The sequence below is a fragment of the Marinomonas mediterranea MMB-1 genome (assembly GCF_000192865.1).
Classification (GTDB): Bacteria; Pseudomonadota; Gammaproteobacteria; order Pseudomonadales; family Marinomonadaceae; genus Marinomonas; species Marinomonas mediterranea.
Genome location: NC_015276.1, coordinates 1,389,426 through 1,402,643, shown reverse-complemented (window position 1 = coordinate 1,402,643; position 13,218 = coordinate 1,389,426). Strand labels below are relative to the sequence as shown.

Here is a 13,218-nt window from a genome sequence, read left to right as displayed (position 1 = left end):
ATGATCAAATGTCATTCATGTATCAAAAGTACCTATATATGAATGACATTATCCTGATAGAGAGAGGAGATCCAAATCATAAAAAATTTAATAGCATAACACCCAAGACTAAGGAAAGCGCAAGCAAAGCCACTGGTCCAGCGTGGAGATAACTCTCTTTTATTCGACGTAAGTTTCCCTTTCTAATGTTGAGCCTGAATTCAAGTCCGAAGTGCGACACTTAACAAATAATAAAGAGAGCTTAACTAAAACTAACTATCAGTCTTTTTCAAAAAGCTGATAAACTCCATTGACCTGCTCTTTAAACAAAAACCCAAGTCGGATATAAAGATTTTTAGCTGGATTATTTTGCTCTACATGAATTGAAACTTTTTTACTTTCTTTTTTTGCGCGTTCCAATAAATAGGATATGAGTCGCCCACCTATGCCCTGCCCACGATATTTAGACAATAAAGCGATATCCATAATTCGAATATCAACACCATTATCATATACATAAAGTCTACCGATATCTTCTCCGTCAGAACTACTCAATATATAATAGCTTGCATCATGATAATACTTCGTATAGTGGGCATGTTGCGCATGCGCTTGTTGGTCTAAAAACTGATTAATGTCACGTTTTGACCATCCCGCCTGAGCCATTTCTTCAAGTCGTGTCGATTTGTACACCTCGAGAGAAAATGGGACATCTGTAGCCTCCATAACCCGCAAAGCAAGACCAAGAGGCGACAGATCTGATTTAGAAATATTAAAGTTCATTGACTATTAACGCTCTTCCCTAATCAGTTTTCTATTCGCTAGACTTTTTATAAAGCGTTCGACATCATTCTCACACTTAACATGGTCAACATCATATATTGTTGTCATTCGAGAGCAAATATCATAGATAGATGAAGGGCTCTCTAGGCAGTCCCATATCACTTTTGAAACTCCACTCAGTCCAAAATAAAAGCCTTTTTCGATATCCATAAGTATCAGCTGGTCATTTAATTCAGACTCTAAAACACCCTCACACCTAATCCACCGGTCTGAAGAGTCTATTTTCTCAACTTTGTTCATAGACTTCTAGCTTGACACTCCGGGATTAAACGGAGTTTCAGTAGCTGTACCGCCCCCAGATCTCGTTTTATCAGTCTCAAGCTCTTCTAAGACCGGAGCAACCCAAATGAGCTTATCTCCCAAACTTTTTTTCGAGTTTTTATCTTCACTTAACAGTGTATTAACATCAATATCGCTCATATTTTTTCCTTTTATCCTATGTAGACGTGTGAAATACTAAAACTAACTAAAGTTAATATCAAAACAGTTCATACATATAGCATAAAATAGACAACATGAATACTTTTTTTTATATCTCATCAACCAATACAAAAATAGAATCAAGCACAATTGATGCTACGTTAGCAGCCTCTAACTATTGGGAGCCTAAATATAAAAGTTATCATGTAGGTGGCTCTGGAGAATTTGCCATTGGCCTTGCCTCTCTCCCACTCAACCCTTTCGAAAATTATAACCTCCAATATTCAAATGATAAAAATATTATAGTTTCTTCGAATGCTTTACTAAGTAACCGAAATGAGATGGTGCAAGTATTAAATGCTCGTTCCAATATCAGCGATGGCGATTTAATAAATTTAGCTTATAAAAAATGGGGAACACAGTGCCTAGATAGATTCAAAGGCGAGTTCTCATTTGTACTAGTTGATTTAAAAAGTCAACTCGTCTTTTTCGCGACGGACCACTTTGGAGTACGCTCTACCTTGTACAGCGAAGGGAAATACGGCGTTATGGTGTCAAATGAACCCGCCGCATTTTTATCGTCAGGCTGGATAGAGCCCTCAGTAGATGAAGAGCACCTAATTAACAATATCTGTATAAATTACCACCACCCTACTTCTTCCTTATACAAAGAAATAGAAAAGCTTCCTCCTTCTCACTTCGCAGTAGCAAAATTTGGTGAACCTATTACTGTAAAACCATACTGGAATTTCTCTGATTCTTTAGTAAATGGTAACGATCAGGATATTCTAGATCGATATAGAAAGTCACTCAAATCCGCTGTTATATCGCGATTGAAAACAGATCAACAAATCGGAGCAGAGTTAAGTGAAGGGCTTGACTCAACTGGAATAGTAGGAATAGCGGCCACAGCCTTTACAAACAAAGTAATCTATACATTTAGTCATCTATGTCAGCGTCCCAATGATGCCAATCGCGAAGAGTGGCAAAAGGCCCACAATCCAATACTCAACTTTCTAAAACTCCACACCAACCTTAATCCAGTTTGGACAGAAAAAAGCGTCTTTGCAGGTAAAGAAGAACTTGATCGCTTCGTTAAGTGCTTAGGGGGCACATATGCGATCCCAGAATCCTTTCTACTTCGAAAGAAACTGATGAAAGAGAAAGGCATACGAATTTTACTTAGTGGCTTTGGCGGTGATCACTGCGCATCATCTCAGGGATTTAATTTTCTGTCCGACTTATTTCAAAAAAGGGATTTTAGTGCAATTAATAAGCATTTACGCAGCTCCAATCGACCTTTAGTAAAAAACTATCTACTCTTAATATTTCAACACCAATTTCCTACTCTTTTCTATCAGTATTCAAGTTACAGAGGATCTACAATACCGAGTCACTTACGAAAAGAAGCAAAATATCGCCTTATTAAAAAAAGTCTTTATAATAAATATGACATACGAAAAAAGTTAACACTCCAACTTTCATTTCATCACCAAAAAACACTAAAAGGCTTGCACGAGCGTAAGTTACGAAGAAATGACTTGGAACAAAGACTATTTTATACTGAACTTAGTGCTCGTTTTTACGGAATGGAAGCACGCTTTCCACTTCTTGATTTGGATTTAGTTCATCAAGCTTACAATATGCCAAATCACCTGATTGTTAACGGGCAGGTCAATAGATATCATTTTAGAAAAGCGATCGAGGGGTACGTCACTAATGATATTTTATGGCATAAAAAGTCGGATATTGTTAGGCCTCCTTTGATTTCGAAAGATGAGCTGTGCGATAGAGCATACAAGGTATTGAGAGATGAAGCACTTTTGAATAACTATTGCGACAGCGAACGAATTTTGAAAGAAAGAAAGCTAACCTTTGAGACAGCAAAGCAGATCTGTTTTATTGCTCCATATTTTCGTTTTTTTCGAAAAAATAACTTACTTTAAAGGGATATACAGTGCACGAATATTTTGCATTTGGATTATGTATTGAAAGTGATATAAAATTAAGCAAGCTATTACCCAATACATACACTCAGAATATTGATCTAAAAATACGAAAGGATATTACCGCGACTTATGGAATAGATAAACCAAATGAAGAGCGCGAATTTATTAAGATATCGAACAGCGAGTTATGGCTTAGCATTCAAGGAGTAGGTTACTTTCTAGTTCGCAATGGTACTGAAATTCTCTATTATCCAGATAGCGAGAGTAATGTAGACAACCTAAAGATTTTTTTGCTTGGTTCATGCATTGGCGCAGCACTTTATCAGCGTCGTCAGTTTATCATTCACGGGAATGCTATTGAAGTAGACGGAAAAGCGGTTATATTTGCGGGGCAATCTGGAATAGGGAAATCCACACTCGCCGCAATATATCATCAGAATGGGTTTAAAGTTTTAACCGACGACTTAGCTTTAATAAGGTCTGATCTTCATGTTATACCTAGCTATCCGAATATAAAATTATGGGAGGATAGCGCAACAAACTTGAGCTATGATACGTCTGGTCTTTCGCGAGTTCGAGACAACGTTAACAAATATGAATGTCCTATTTCAAATAACTTTAGATCGTCGCCAGCTGAGTTAAAAGCGATATTTATTCTTGGTTCGCACAACGAAATGAACATTATTTCCTCGCCTCTGTCTGGTATCGAGAAGTTCATTCCATTAAAAAACAATACTTATCGAAAGAACTACCTAAAAGCGATGAATCTCAATCAACATCATATGAACATGTGCACTGCAATCGCATCAAATGTTCCGATAATTGCACTGACTAGACCAAAAGCGGGATTTAAGCTCAAAGAGCTTTTCGAGTTCAGCCTAAATGAAATAAGGCAACTCTAGAATAGAGTCCCAAGGAAACGAACACTTTGAACGCAACATTATTGGTTTCTTACCCCAAATCTGGAAACACTTGGACAAGGTCAATTATCGCGGCATTGTTAAACGCAGATAGAGATCTCGATATTAATAATATACTCCATAGCACTATTTTGAGCAGTAGAGAACTGATTGAAGACGCTCTTGGTTTTGATATAGAGGATCTAACTAACGATGAAATAGACTGTTTGAGACCAGCTGCATACCGTTGGCGCTTTAAAGAAATCAAAGACAATACATTTCATAAAGTACATGATGCGTATACTAAAAATACTATAAATGAAGCAATTTTCCCCTTTATTGATAATATGAGGGTTGTATATGTCGTTAGAAACCCACTAGATGTAGCGGTCTCTTTTTCCTATCACAATAGTACAAACCTTGATAGAGCAATTCTAAACCTCAACTCAGACACTTTTTGCCTTTGTGACTCAAATCAGATGATTAGCAATCAAGTTCGTCAAACACTACGCTCTTGGTCGACACATGCAAGAAGCTGGTTAGAACAAGATTCCTTTCAGGTTTTAGCCATTAGATACGAAGATATGAAGCACTTCCCTGTCGAAACGTTCACTCAAGTGGCTACTTTTTTAAACATTCCTCATAATAAAAAAAGTATTTTGAACGCAATTCAAACATGCTCGATAGAGAAGCTCCAGCAGCAAGAAGAGCAACATGGATTTAGAGAAAAACCACCAAAAGCGGAACGTTTTTTTCGAAAAGGTATGGTTGGAGATTGGAAGAACCATCTAAGCGAAGAGCAAACCAATCAAATAATAAACGCTCATAGAGATATGATGCTAAAACTAGGGTACCTTGATGACAAAGGTAGACCCTGTGTTAGAGATTCTCATTATTTAGAGACCATCAATAATCATATTAGTTGTACTAGTAAGACCTGATCTGACAGTTACCTCATTTTAAACCGGCGTCTGTCAATTTAGATTTGGGTTAAATTCTTTTCTTACCAGATCGCTTTTCCATCAAGTAGTGTTTCCAGTGGCGTCCTTCTACGATAATCCTCTCCTTTTTAATACAGTTCAAAAGGGGAGGATTATCGGTAAGCAACCCGATTTCTTGATGTAAAGCGCGAATCAATTGGCCTTGAACGATTTGCCAGCGTTGCATAATTTGTTGGGGCATCGTAGCATTCATAAAGTGAGGATGTCGATGCTGTCTGAGAACTCTATCGTCGCTAGAAACGACAGCTCACGTCTTCTCTTTTTTCATTTTTTGCAAAAAAATGTCGGTCATAACAGCAGTTTTGCAATTACCTCAAAGGCAGCGTATTTTCCCATAGATTATAAAAATAAATCCGACACCACACAAAAATATGATTATATTGAACGCTCGATTTTTTATCACTCAAGTATTTTTTTAGCATTTCGTCTCAAAGGCGCTTTAAATGGTCTCGATTAACCAACTAAAAAGTAAGATAAACACCTTCTTAAAGCTATCGCTTTTAGAGAAAGTTTGGCTGTTTTTTTTGTATCCTCTTAGCGGCCTAGCAAGAGCACTCATTTTAACTCTGAAATATAAGCGACTTTCTACCTACTTCGGCTTTTACCTAAAAAATACACAGTTGAGTATTCCAACGACAGAAGCTCAAAAAATACGGGCGTTGAGAATAGGAAAGACCGTTGAGCTTTGCTCTCGTTATACATTTTGGGAATCAAAGTGCTTAGTCCAGGCTGTTATGGCCATCACTCTTTTAAAGTACTATAGAATTCCCTATGTTATGCATTTGGGCGCAACACTTACTAACGATAAAGACGAACCAATGAAAGCACACGCTTGGGTACTTGTTGGTGACAGGGTAATAACGGGGAGAGCGGGGCACAAAGCATTTAGCATCACCGCTACTTATACATCGGAATGTATTCATGATGACTAATATTAGCAACAAGCGCCCTATAGACGCTCGCTCCGCACTCTCATTAGTAGTGAGTAGTTTAATGTCACCAAATAACTTTTTTACTTAGGGCGTAGCTCGATGGACCATAAAACTCGTATTCTAATTTCAGCATTTTTGAAATTTTTTAAATTCGCTCCATCGTCGCTTACTTTGGTATTTTTGCTAATGCTGGTACAAGGCATCACCTCTGGAGTAGGGTTATTGCTTATTATTCCATTACTTCAAGTCATCGGGCTGGATGTGGGAGGCATGCAAGAAAACGTATTTAGCAATGCCTTAAATAATCTATTCAGCCTCCTAAATATTGAATTATCCCTAATCAGCGTTCTCGCATTTTATATTGCAGTCGTCACTATCATTGCTTCGCTACGCCTCGCTCTTACCGTTCAATCTAGTCAAATACAGCAAGCCTACATAACCCACTTGAGGCAAGAACTATACACTCTGGTCCTAAAAAGCCGATGGTCATTCATCACTCAGAGAAAAATGTCCGACTTTACACATGGCCTTACAGCTCAAGTTCAGTCACTTGGACACTCCTCTTTTCTAATACTCCAGCTAATTAACCAGTTAACGCTAACGACGGTCATGGTAGGTCTTGCATTTTTAATGTCTTGGAAACTCACGATGGTCGCGATGGGGTGTGCCATGTGCTTACTCGTCTCTTTGAGGGCAATCAATAAGCAAGCACTTCAGTCTGGTAATCAACACCTTGTTAGCAATAAGGGTATTTTCCAACTCATTACAGAACAACTTGCCAGCCTAAAGATGATCAAGAGTTATTCAAATGAAGATTACTGCATTGATAAGTTAGGAGATCTAGGACACCAGCTAGCCGATCAGAACTTAAAAATTCAACGCGTCAATGCAATCACGCAATGGATCTACCTCGTTGGCGCTGTGATTATTTTCAGTATCTTGTTTTACTTTTCCTTTGAAATATTCGCTATTCCTATTTCAGCGCTTTTGCTGTTGCTTATCGTTTTTTCTCGATTGCTACCTCAAATATCTAATTTACAAAGAACGTTCCAACAGTTATTGCATCACGTTCCTTCATTCGCAGACATCAAATCCATCACAAACGACTGCCTTACTCATCAAGAGTCGCTTTGCAGCAGTCAAGAATTACCAATACAACTAAACAAACGTATCGTTGTAGAGAGCGTTACGTATCAATATGCAGGCAAGACAGAAGCCATAATTGACGATCTCTCCTTCACGATCCCTGTCAACCAAACGGTTGCTCTAATTGGCCCTTCTGGCGTCGGAAAGTCAACAACAGCAGATATTATCTCCGGTCTTCTAATACCCAACTCTGGCAAGGTTTATATTGATGATGTAGCTTTAGACTCGTCATCCAGCCAATCATGGCGTCAAAATATTGCCTACGTGACTCAAGAGGTTTATCTTTTTAACGAAAGTATAAAAGACAACTTATCTTGGTCCTATCGCGAAACCATCACAGATCAAGAAATATGGAAAGCCTTACAATTAGCAGCCGCTGACGAGTTTGTGCGTTCACTCCCTGATCAGCTGGATACGATAGTCGGTGACAGAGGGATTCGGCTGTCAGGCGGAGAGCGACAAAGGCTCGCGTTAGCTCGAGCATTGCTTTCCAAACCCCAACTCCTGATATTAGACGAAGCCACCAGCGCACTGGACTATAAAAATGAGTTGAAAATTCAAGAGGCATTAGAGAGTTTGCATGGAAGGCTCACTGTTTTAATCATTGCACACAGAGAAACAACGATTAAACACGCCGATATTAAAATTGATCTAGGCAGAGCAAAAGCAGAATCAACTACCTTCTCTCATTTTTCGTGACCCCCCTCAGAAAAATCAATTGGCAACGCCTCTACTCTTAGTGACAAGATATACGCAAACTTAACACACAGTGTGACAGGAGTTTAGTGTATGAAAGTATTATCGACGCGAAGTCGAGCCGAAAAGTCGTCAATAGACGATAATAAGAACAATCAGAGCAACGGAATATTTGCACTAATCGTCATCTCACTATCCGCGATTATTGTAGGGGTTGGCGCCACGACCATTCTGCCCACTGATCAAGCCATCACATTAGGGTTATTAGTATTTTGTGCTGCACTATGGGCAACGGGTAAAGTACCGGAATTCTGGCCTGCTATTTTTCTCTTTGTATTTGCCACTATCACAAATTTAGCCCCAAATACCGTGATCTTCTCAGGTTTTGAATCGTCAACCTACTGGCTGCTTTTCAGTGGAATGGTATTTGGAGCAGCAATAAAACATACGGGATTAAACTTAAGAGCTGCCGGACTACTGGGCAAGCTAGTGGGAACAACTTATAAAGGAATCGTGACTCGGTCTGCTCTTTTTGGCCTTATGCTCGCGTTCCTCATTCCGTCAGGTATCGGCCGCATCGTTTTACTTATTCCTATTGTCGTCGCCATTATAGATCAACTTGGCTATGAGAAGGATTCGAATGGACGCTACGGTATCTTGCTCGCAGCTGCATTTGGCACCTTCCTGCCCACGTTTTCCATCCTCCCAGCGAATGCGCCAAACATGCTTCTATCAGGAATGAGCGAGGCGCTCTACTCCACTACTTTTTCATATTGGGATTATTTAGTACTGCATTTTCCAGTACTCGGTCTTGGCAAAGTGCTGGTAACTATAGCTCTCATTCTCTTTTTATTCCCGAGCCACGATCCCAAAAATGCGCTTCCTGAGCGTAATATCGCCACACTATCCACAAAAGAAAAGCAGCTGCTTGTTGTACTGACTCTTTGCTTTTTAATGTGGTTAACCGATGGCATACATGGGATTTCCTCAGGGTGGGTGGGGTTAGCTGCTTGTGCTATTTGTTTATTTCCTAAAGCAGACCTAACTAGTAAACAGTGCCTAAACAAAGACATCCAGTACACTACACTACTATTTGCAGCGGGTATCATTGGGTTAGGCGCGATTATCGCGTTCACGGGGCTTGGAGAATCTCTAGTCAATTTATTAACCCAAGTCGCGCCATTCTCTGACGCATCCCTGATTTATAATCTAGGCCTTGTTACCGGAATATCGACCATTGTCGGTATCGTCACGAACCTTGCGGGCGTCCCTGCTATCATCACCCCCCTGGCAGAGCATCTAGCAGATATTACGGGACTTTCGACAGAGGCTATTCTAATGTCTGAAGTAATGGCGTTTTCATCAGTGCTTCTACCTTATCAGGCACCACCCTTGATCACTGCCGTCGCTTTGGGAAAACTCCCCATTGGCGTAGTCACCAAGTTATGTCTTGCCACTTTTTTGATCACAGTACTGATACTGCTGCCGATTAATTTTGTTTGGTGGGACGTCTTAGGCATAATCTAACACTGTAACTGGCGCGTTGCGTGTGGCAAAGCGATAGATAAACTGGAATAGACAATGGACATATCTCAACTCAAAAGTTTCGTCACTGTGGCACGTGAAAGCAGTGTTCGACGCGCAGCTGAACACCTATGTTTAAGTCAGCCAGCAATTAGTGCTCACTTAAAAACGATAGAGGAAATAACTGGATTACCTCTATTCGAACGAGCCTCTACTGGCATGATATTAACCCCCCAAGGTACTGAGCTTTTGCCAAAGGCGCAACATGCCCTAAGTGCCTATTCCAACTTTCTTGAAGAAGCCAAGAGCTTAAAAAATCGTGTATCAGAAACACTTACGATTGGCATTGCCCCAAGCACTAGCTCCCATGTACTTGGCCAGCTCATTTCGAAGCTAGCAGATTGTTACCCTAATATGAGAGTAGAAGCCAAGCGCTTTCCTGCGCATGAAATTCGCCCTGGGTTGAGAAATGGCTTTTTTGATGTTGCTTTTTACAACGAGTATGGAACGCCATTGCCAGAACAGCTTGTTCAGCTAGTTGACCAGTTCAGTGTCTCACTCGCTTCACCAAAAGGAATGCTAAATGAAGAGCAAACAAATGACTGGACCTATCTCGCCACACTACCTTGGATATTACCTGCAAACAATACGTGCTGTAGTAAACTAGCAGAGCAACTCTTTAAAGAGTTGAACTTCAGACCAGACAACCTGATTCGAATCGATGATGAAAAAGTCGTTATGACACTAATATCACAAGGGGTGGGAATTGGCCTGATTCATGATGAATTAAATAATCATCCAGAGTTTAACGGTCTATTTGAATGTATTTACACGGTAAATCAAGCCGTCCCTGTCTACTTTACATGTCTTCAGACACGTAGATCAGAGCCAGCTATTCAAGCCGCCTTGGAAATTATCATGGACTATCATATTTCGCAGCGTTAGATCCGTAGCCTCACTTCCTATCGAACTAACCACATGCTATAGCACCAACCACATCCTATAGCACAACCAGCTCTTTAGATGAGCAAGGTACCCGTAAAACCATTAGTTTTCTCAAGAGAACTTAAATCATACATTCGCAATTAAGGAAGAGGCGCTAATTTTCCAGAAAAATTCGGTGCACATTATTTTTGCTTTCGACAGAATAAGCATACATTGCTATTGCGTATGATTCTTTAGCCAAGAAACTATTTATGAACAAGCTAAATTAATAAGTATATTTTTGCACATTCCTATATTTCTTTCCCTTTTCTTGCGAAATCACAATCATATTATCTGTTTTATTAAATTGTGAACCTCTGCCTTTATAACGACAAGAAAATTGAAACGAATTTAGCCACTATTTAAATTAAAATTTAATCCTCTACTATATAAGCATACACATTAAAAAACGCCGAAAATAAGGCGTATATAGGAGAGACATTATGAACTCACTAAATAAAATTGCAGTAACCGCCCTTTCTTTAGCAGCTCTTTCTAGCTCTGTCTTTGCGGACAATATTAATGATGACATAAGAGAGTCGAAAGCCGGTATCGAAGCGCTAAACAGCACGCTTGTTAGCCTTGGGGTAAATGAAGACACGCATGTCGATGTCAGTGGTGTGATTACACCGAGCCAAAAACTCGCACTGTATGATGAAAAATATCAGGAGCTACAAAATACGTTCGATAACATTCACTTTTCACAAAAACTTTAATTTTATATATAGGAAAATACGATGAAAACGATTAATAAAGTAATTCTATCTGGCTTATCTGTTTTTGCCCTATCTACTTCCGCATTTGCAGATAATATTAGTGATGATGTTCGAGACGCCCGCTCGAGTGTTGATGCTTTAGGTATTCAATTAGAAAGCATGAGGGTTAATGTAAATACTCAAGTAGATACATCTGGTGCTTTAACACATACCCAAAAACTCTCGTTATACCAAGAAAAACATGCTGAACTGCAAGGCATTTTTAACTCGGTACACTTTTCTAGTTAATTCATTAGGAATTTCCTAGTAAAACGCAATAAGCCAGCTAACGCTGGCTTATTGCGTTTTACTAGGAAAGGGATTAACCTGATGGTAAGTAAGGCATCAATTAGGCTGACGTACAATGCAAATTAACAGTTCTGCTTTTAGCAACAGTTTAACAGGCTTACAAAGAAGCCAAAGCAACTTAGATAACGCAAGTAGCAAAGTTGCCAACGCCGCTAACCCCGACACAACGAACTCATCAAAAAATATCCAAGACGGCTTAATCGAAGCGACCACGAGCGAATTAGAAGCGCAGGCAAATGTAAAAGTACTCGAAGCAGCCAACAACACAATTGGCAGCCTCATTGATATTACTGTCTAAAATCAATCGCTTCCAGCTTCTTTAAGCTCCCTCTGACGTTACTCTATTCCGGCCGTTGAGTTTTGATTGATACAATGCTTTATCTGCGCGAGTGAGAATACTATTGTCATCATCACCTGAACGATATGTGCTAACACCTGCGCTGACAGTAAATGGCGGAATGCGATCATCATCCGTCATTTCGATTGATTCCAATATTCTTTCCGCTACTTGAGTCGCTTTCTCTAAGGGTTGCTGAGGAAGTAACACTGCAAATTCTTCCCCTCCCATTCTAAAAAGTAAGTCAGATTTTCTTAAACACTGGAGCAAAGACGAGGCGAAGAATTGCAAGACGGCATCACCCACTTGATGCCCAAATTGATCGTTAATTTTTTTAAAGCAATCTATATCCAACATAATCAAGCTAAACACCGTACCACGCTGGGCAAGATCCAACGAAACCTTTATTTGCTCATCCCATTTGTGGCGGTTATACGCACCAGTGAGCTTATCCTTTGTGACCAACACCATTAACTGGCGTTCAGCCTCCATCCTACTGACCATTTCATCCGAAAGCCTACGCACGACTTTTTGTAAATCTTGCTCCAGCTCACCGAGTTCATCTTGAGGGTTTGACTCACTCTCATCAACAGAACTTACTTTTATAGGTGTTCCTGTTTCAATCGATTCGTGAATATTGTCAACCTGATGATGTATTCGTAAAATTCTAATACGGATAACCTGAATAATGTAAACGGTCAACAGCAACCCAATAACCAACGCTCCCGCGCCCAACATACCATTAATAAACATAAACTCACGTTCATGCTTTTCGGTATACTTCGCAGCCTCCAATGATAGGGACTCGATCTGGGTTAATATAATCCCCATGCTTCGATCTAACAGAAAAGCGACATTTTCTAGATCACGCCAGTCTGATTCTGATATATTTTGCACCGAAAGGATGTGACCGAGTTGACGCTCAAAGTCATCACTGTGTTGATGAAAAGCTTCTATTTCGCTTAGCAGAGCCTCATGCTCCAACAATTCAAAACGAATCTTATGACGTTCGACATTCTTATTAATGATGTTTACTGCGCGATTTAACAAAGTTGAAAGTGCGTCTCGACGCTGATCGAACTGAGTCTCAGGGCTCGAAAATGATTCGTTAGACCCACCTAATCTTCTAAACTGCTCCATAAAAATATGCTGCTTGAGTTGCAACATCTCGGCATGACCTATCACCTCATTTAAGGGAATATCCACTTCGGCAACTTGCTTCATTTCAAAGTCAATTAAACGGAGTTTATAGATTGAAAAGATAATCACGACAAATAGAAAAGACAGTAGAAGGACAAACAAACTGCCTATTTTTCTGTTTAAAGATGCGTTAAACCATTGAAGCATATTCAATCTTCCACTAATAAAAAAAGAGAGTGGCTCGTACTATCGAGCAAACACGCTCGACATACGCCATTGCATACCTATTCTTGCTGATAAGTGG

15 protein-coding genes are annotated in these 13,218 nt (G+C 39.7%); 10 read left to right on the top strand and 5 right to left on the bottom strand.

Going from position 1 to position 13,218, the window contains the following annotated elements:
• Nucleotides 1-258: 258 nt before the first annotated feature.
• The 3 genes from MARME_RS06345 to MARME_RS22270 form a co-directional block, all read right to left on the bottom strand.
• Entirely contained in the window at nucleotides 259-762 is a 504-nt protein-coding gene (locus MARME_RS06345; RefSeq protein ID WP_013660436.1) for a GNAT family N-acetyltransferase, read from the bottom strand.
• Nucleotides 763-768: 6 nt separating this feature from the next.
• Complete coding sequence (locus tag MARME_RS22845) at nucleotides 769-972, bottom strand: PqqD family protein (protein WP_223295034.1); 204 nt, start codon at nucleotides 970-972, stop codon at nucleotides 769-771.
• Between the two features lie 96 nt (nucleotides 973-1,068).
• Nucleotides 1,069-1,242, bottom strand: a complete 174-nt coding sequence (locus MARME_RS22270) for a hypothetical protein (protein WP_013660434.1) — start codon at nucleotides 1,240-1,242, stop codon at nucleotides 1,069-1,071.
• A gap of 95 nt (nucleotides 1,243-1,337) precedes the next feature.
• On the opposite strand from MARME_RS22270, the gene MARME_RS06335 reads away from it, so the two are divergent.
• Genes MARME_RS06335 through MARME_RS06325 form a run of 3 tightly spaced genes read left to right on the top strand, consistent with a single transcriptional unit; the run spans nucleotide 1,338 to nucleotide 5,031 of the window.
• Nucleotides 1,338-3,188: an asparagine synthase-related protein gene (locus MARME_RS06335; RefSeq protein WP_013660433.1), complete on the top strand. Its 1,851-nt coding sequence runs from the start codon at nucleotides 1,338-1,340 to the stop codon at nucleotides 3,186-3,188.
• Nucleotides 3,189-3,199: 11 nt separating this feature from the next.
• Nucleotides 3,200-4,093: an HPr serine kinase gene (locus MARME_RS06330; RefSeq protein WP_013660432.1), complete on the top strand. Its 894-nt coding sequence runs from the start codon at nucleotides 3,200-3,202 to the stop codon at nucleotides 4,091-4,093.
• Nucleotides 4,094-4,119: 26 nt separating this feature from the next.
• The gene (locus tag MARME_RS06325; RefSeq protein WP_013660431.1) at nucleotides 4,120-5,031 is read left to right on the top strand and encodes a sulfotransferase domain-containing protein; all 912 of its coding nucleotides are present in this window, start codon (nucleotides 4,120-4,122) and stop codon (nucleotides 5,029-5,031) included.
• Nucleotides 5,032-5,080: 49 nt separating this feature from the next.
• On the opposite strand, the gene MARME_RS06320 is transcribed toward MARME_RS06325, so the two are convergent.
• The gene (locus MARME_RS06320) at nucleotides 5,081-5,272 is read right to left on the bottom strand and encodes a hypothetical protein (RefSeq protein WP_148231006.1); all 192 of its coding nucleotides are present in this window, start codon (nucleotides 5,270-5,272) and stop codon (nucleotides 5,081-5,083) included.
• A gap of 262 nt (nucleotides 5,273-5,534) precedes the next feature.
• Between MARME_RS06320 and MARME_RS06310 the strand changes: the two genes are divergently transcribed.
• The 7 genes from MARME_RS06310 to MARME_RS06280 all read left to right on the top strand — a co-directional run bounded on the left by MARME_RS06310 (nucleotide 5,535) and on the right by MARME_RS06280 (nucleotide 11,735).
• Complete coding sequence (locus tag MARME_RS06310; protein WP_013660429.1) at nucleotides 5,535-6,023, top strand: lasso peptide biosynthesis B2 protein; 489 nt, start codon at nucleotides 5,535-5,537, stop codon at nucleotides 6,021-6,023.
• Nucleotides 6,024-6,122: 99 nt separating this feature from the next.
• Complete coding sequence (locus MARME_RS06305) at nucleotides 6,123-7,868, top strand: ABC transporter ATP-binding protein (protein ID WP_013660428.1); 1,746 nt, start codon at nucleotides 6,123-6,125, stop codon at nucleotides 7,866-7,868.
• Between the two features lie 90 nt (nucleotides 7,869-7,958).
• Entirely contained in the window at nucleotides 7,959-9,392 is a 1,434-nt protein-coding gene (locus MARME_RS06300) for an SLC13 family permease (protein WP_013660427.1), read from the top strand.
• 54 nt (nucleotides 9,393-9,446) lie between these two features.
• On the top strand, nucleotides 9,447-10,334 hold the full coding sequence (locus MARME_RS06295; protein WP_013660426.1) for a LysR family transcriptional regulator: 888 nt from the start codon (nucleotides 9,447-9,449) through the stop codon (nucleotides 10,332-10,334).
• Nucleotides 10,335-10,816: 482 nt separating this feature from the next.
• Nucleotides 10,817-11,089: a hypothetical protein gene (locus tag MARME_RS06290; protein ID WP_013660425.1), complete on the top strand. Its 273-nt coding sequence runs from the start codon at nucleotides 10,817-10,819 to the stop codon at nucleotides 11,087-11,089.
• A gap of 21 nt (nucleotides 11,090-11,110) precedes the next feature.
• Nucleotides 11,111-11,377: a hypothetical protein gene (locus tag MARME_RS06285; RefSeq protein WP_013660424.1), complete on the top strand. Its 267-nt coding sequence runs from the start codon at nucleotides 11,111-11,113 to the stop codon at nucleotides 11,375-11,377.
• A 115-nt stretch (nucleotides 11,378-11,492) separates the two neighbouring features.
• Nucleotides 11,493-11,735 carry a hypothetical protein gene (locus MARME_RS06280; protein ID WP_013660423.1) on the top strand — a complete coding sequence of 81 codons (243 nt, stop codon included), beginning with the start codon at nucleotides 11,493-11,495 and terminating at the stop codon, nucleotides 11,733-11,735.
• 21 nt (nucleotides 11,736-11,756) lie between these two features.
• On the opposite strand, the gene MARME_RS06275 is transcribed toward MARME_RS06280, so the two are convergent.
• Nucleotides 11,757-13,121, bottom strand: a complete 1,365-nt coding sequence (locus MARME_RS06275; RefSeq protein ID WP_013660422.1) for a GGDEF domain-containing protein — start codon at nucleotides 13,119-13,121, stop codon at nucleotides 11,757-11,759.
• Nucleotides 13,122-13,218: the final 97 nt, after the last annotated feature.

Bases quoted from the DNA above. Each gene is read 5' to 3' on its own strand.
- MARME_RS06345 (WP_013660436.1), bottom strand. From the start codon at position 762: ATGAACTTTAATATTTCTAAATCAGATCTGTCGCCTCTTGGTCTTGCT.
- MARME_RS22845 (WP_223295034.1), bottom strand. From the start codon at position 972: ATGGATATCGAAAAAGGCTTTTATTTTGGACTGAGTGGAGTTTCAAAA.
- MARME_RS22270 (WP_013660434.1), bottom strand. From the start codon at position 1,242: ATGAGCGATATTGATGTTAATACACTGTTAAGTGAAGATAAAAACTCG.
- MARME_RS06335 (WP_013660433.1), top strand. From the start codon at position 1,338: ATGAATACTTTTTTTTATATCTCATCAACCAATACAAAAATAGAATCA.
- MARME_RS06320 (WP_148231006.1), bottom strand. From the start codon at position 5,272: ATGCCCCAACAAATTATGCAACGCTGGCAAATCGTTCAAGGCCAATTG.
- MARME_RS06310 (WP_013660429.1), top strand. From the start codon at position 5,535: ATGGTCTCGATTAACCAACTAAAAAGTAAGATAAACACCTTCTTAAAG.
- MARME_RS06305 (WP_013660428.1), top strand. From the start codon at position 6,123: ATGGACCATAAAACTCGTATTCTAATTTCAGCATTTTTGAAATTTTTT.
- MARME_RS06300 (WP_013660427.1), top strand. From the start codon at position 7,959: ATGAAAGTATTATCGACGCGAAGTCGAGCCGAAAAGTCGTCAATAGAC.
- MARME_RS06295 (WP_013660426.1), top strand. From the start codon at position 9,447: ATGGACATATCTCAACTCAAAAGTTTCGTCACTGTGGCACGTGAAAGC.
- MARME_RS06290 (WP_013660425.1), top strand. From the start codon at position 10,817: ATGAACTCACTAAATAAAATTGCAGTAACCGCCCTTTCTTTAGCAGCT.
- MARME_RS06285 (WP_013660424.1), top strand. From the start codon at position 11,111: ATGAAAACGATTAATAAAGTAATTCTATCTGGCTTATCTGTTTTTGCC.
- MARME_RS06280 (WP_013660423.1), top strand. From the start codon at position 11,493: ATGCAAATTAACAGTTCTGCTTTTAGCAACAGTTTAACAGGCTTACAA.
- MARME_RS06275 (WP_013660422.1), bottom strand. From the start codon at position 13,121: ATGCTTCAATGGTTTAACGCATCTTTAAACAGAAAAATAGGCAGTTTG.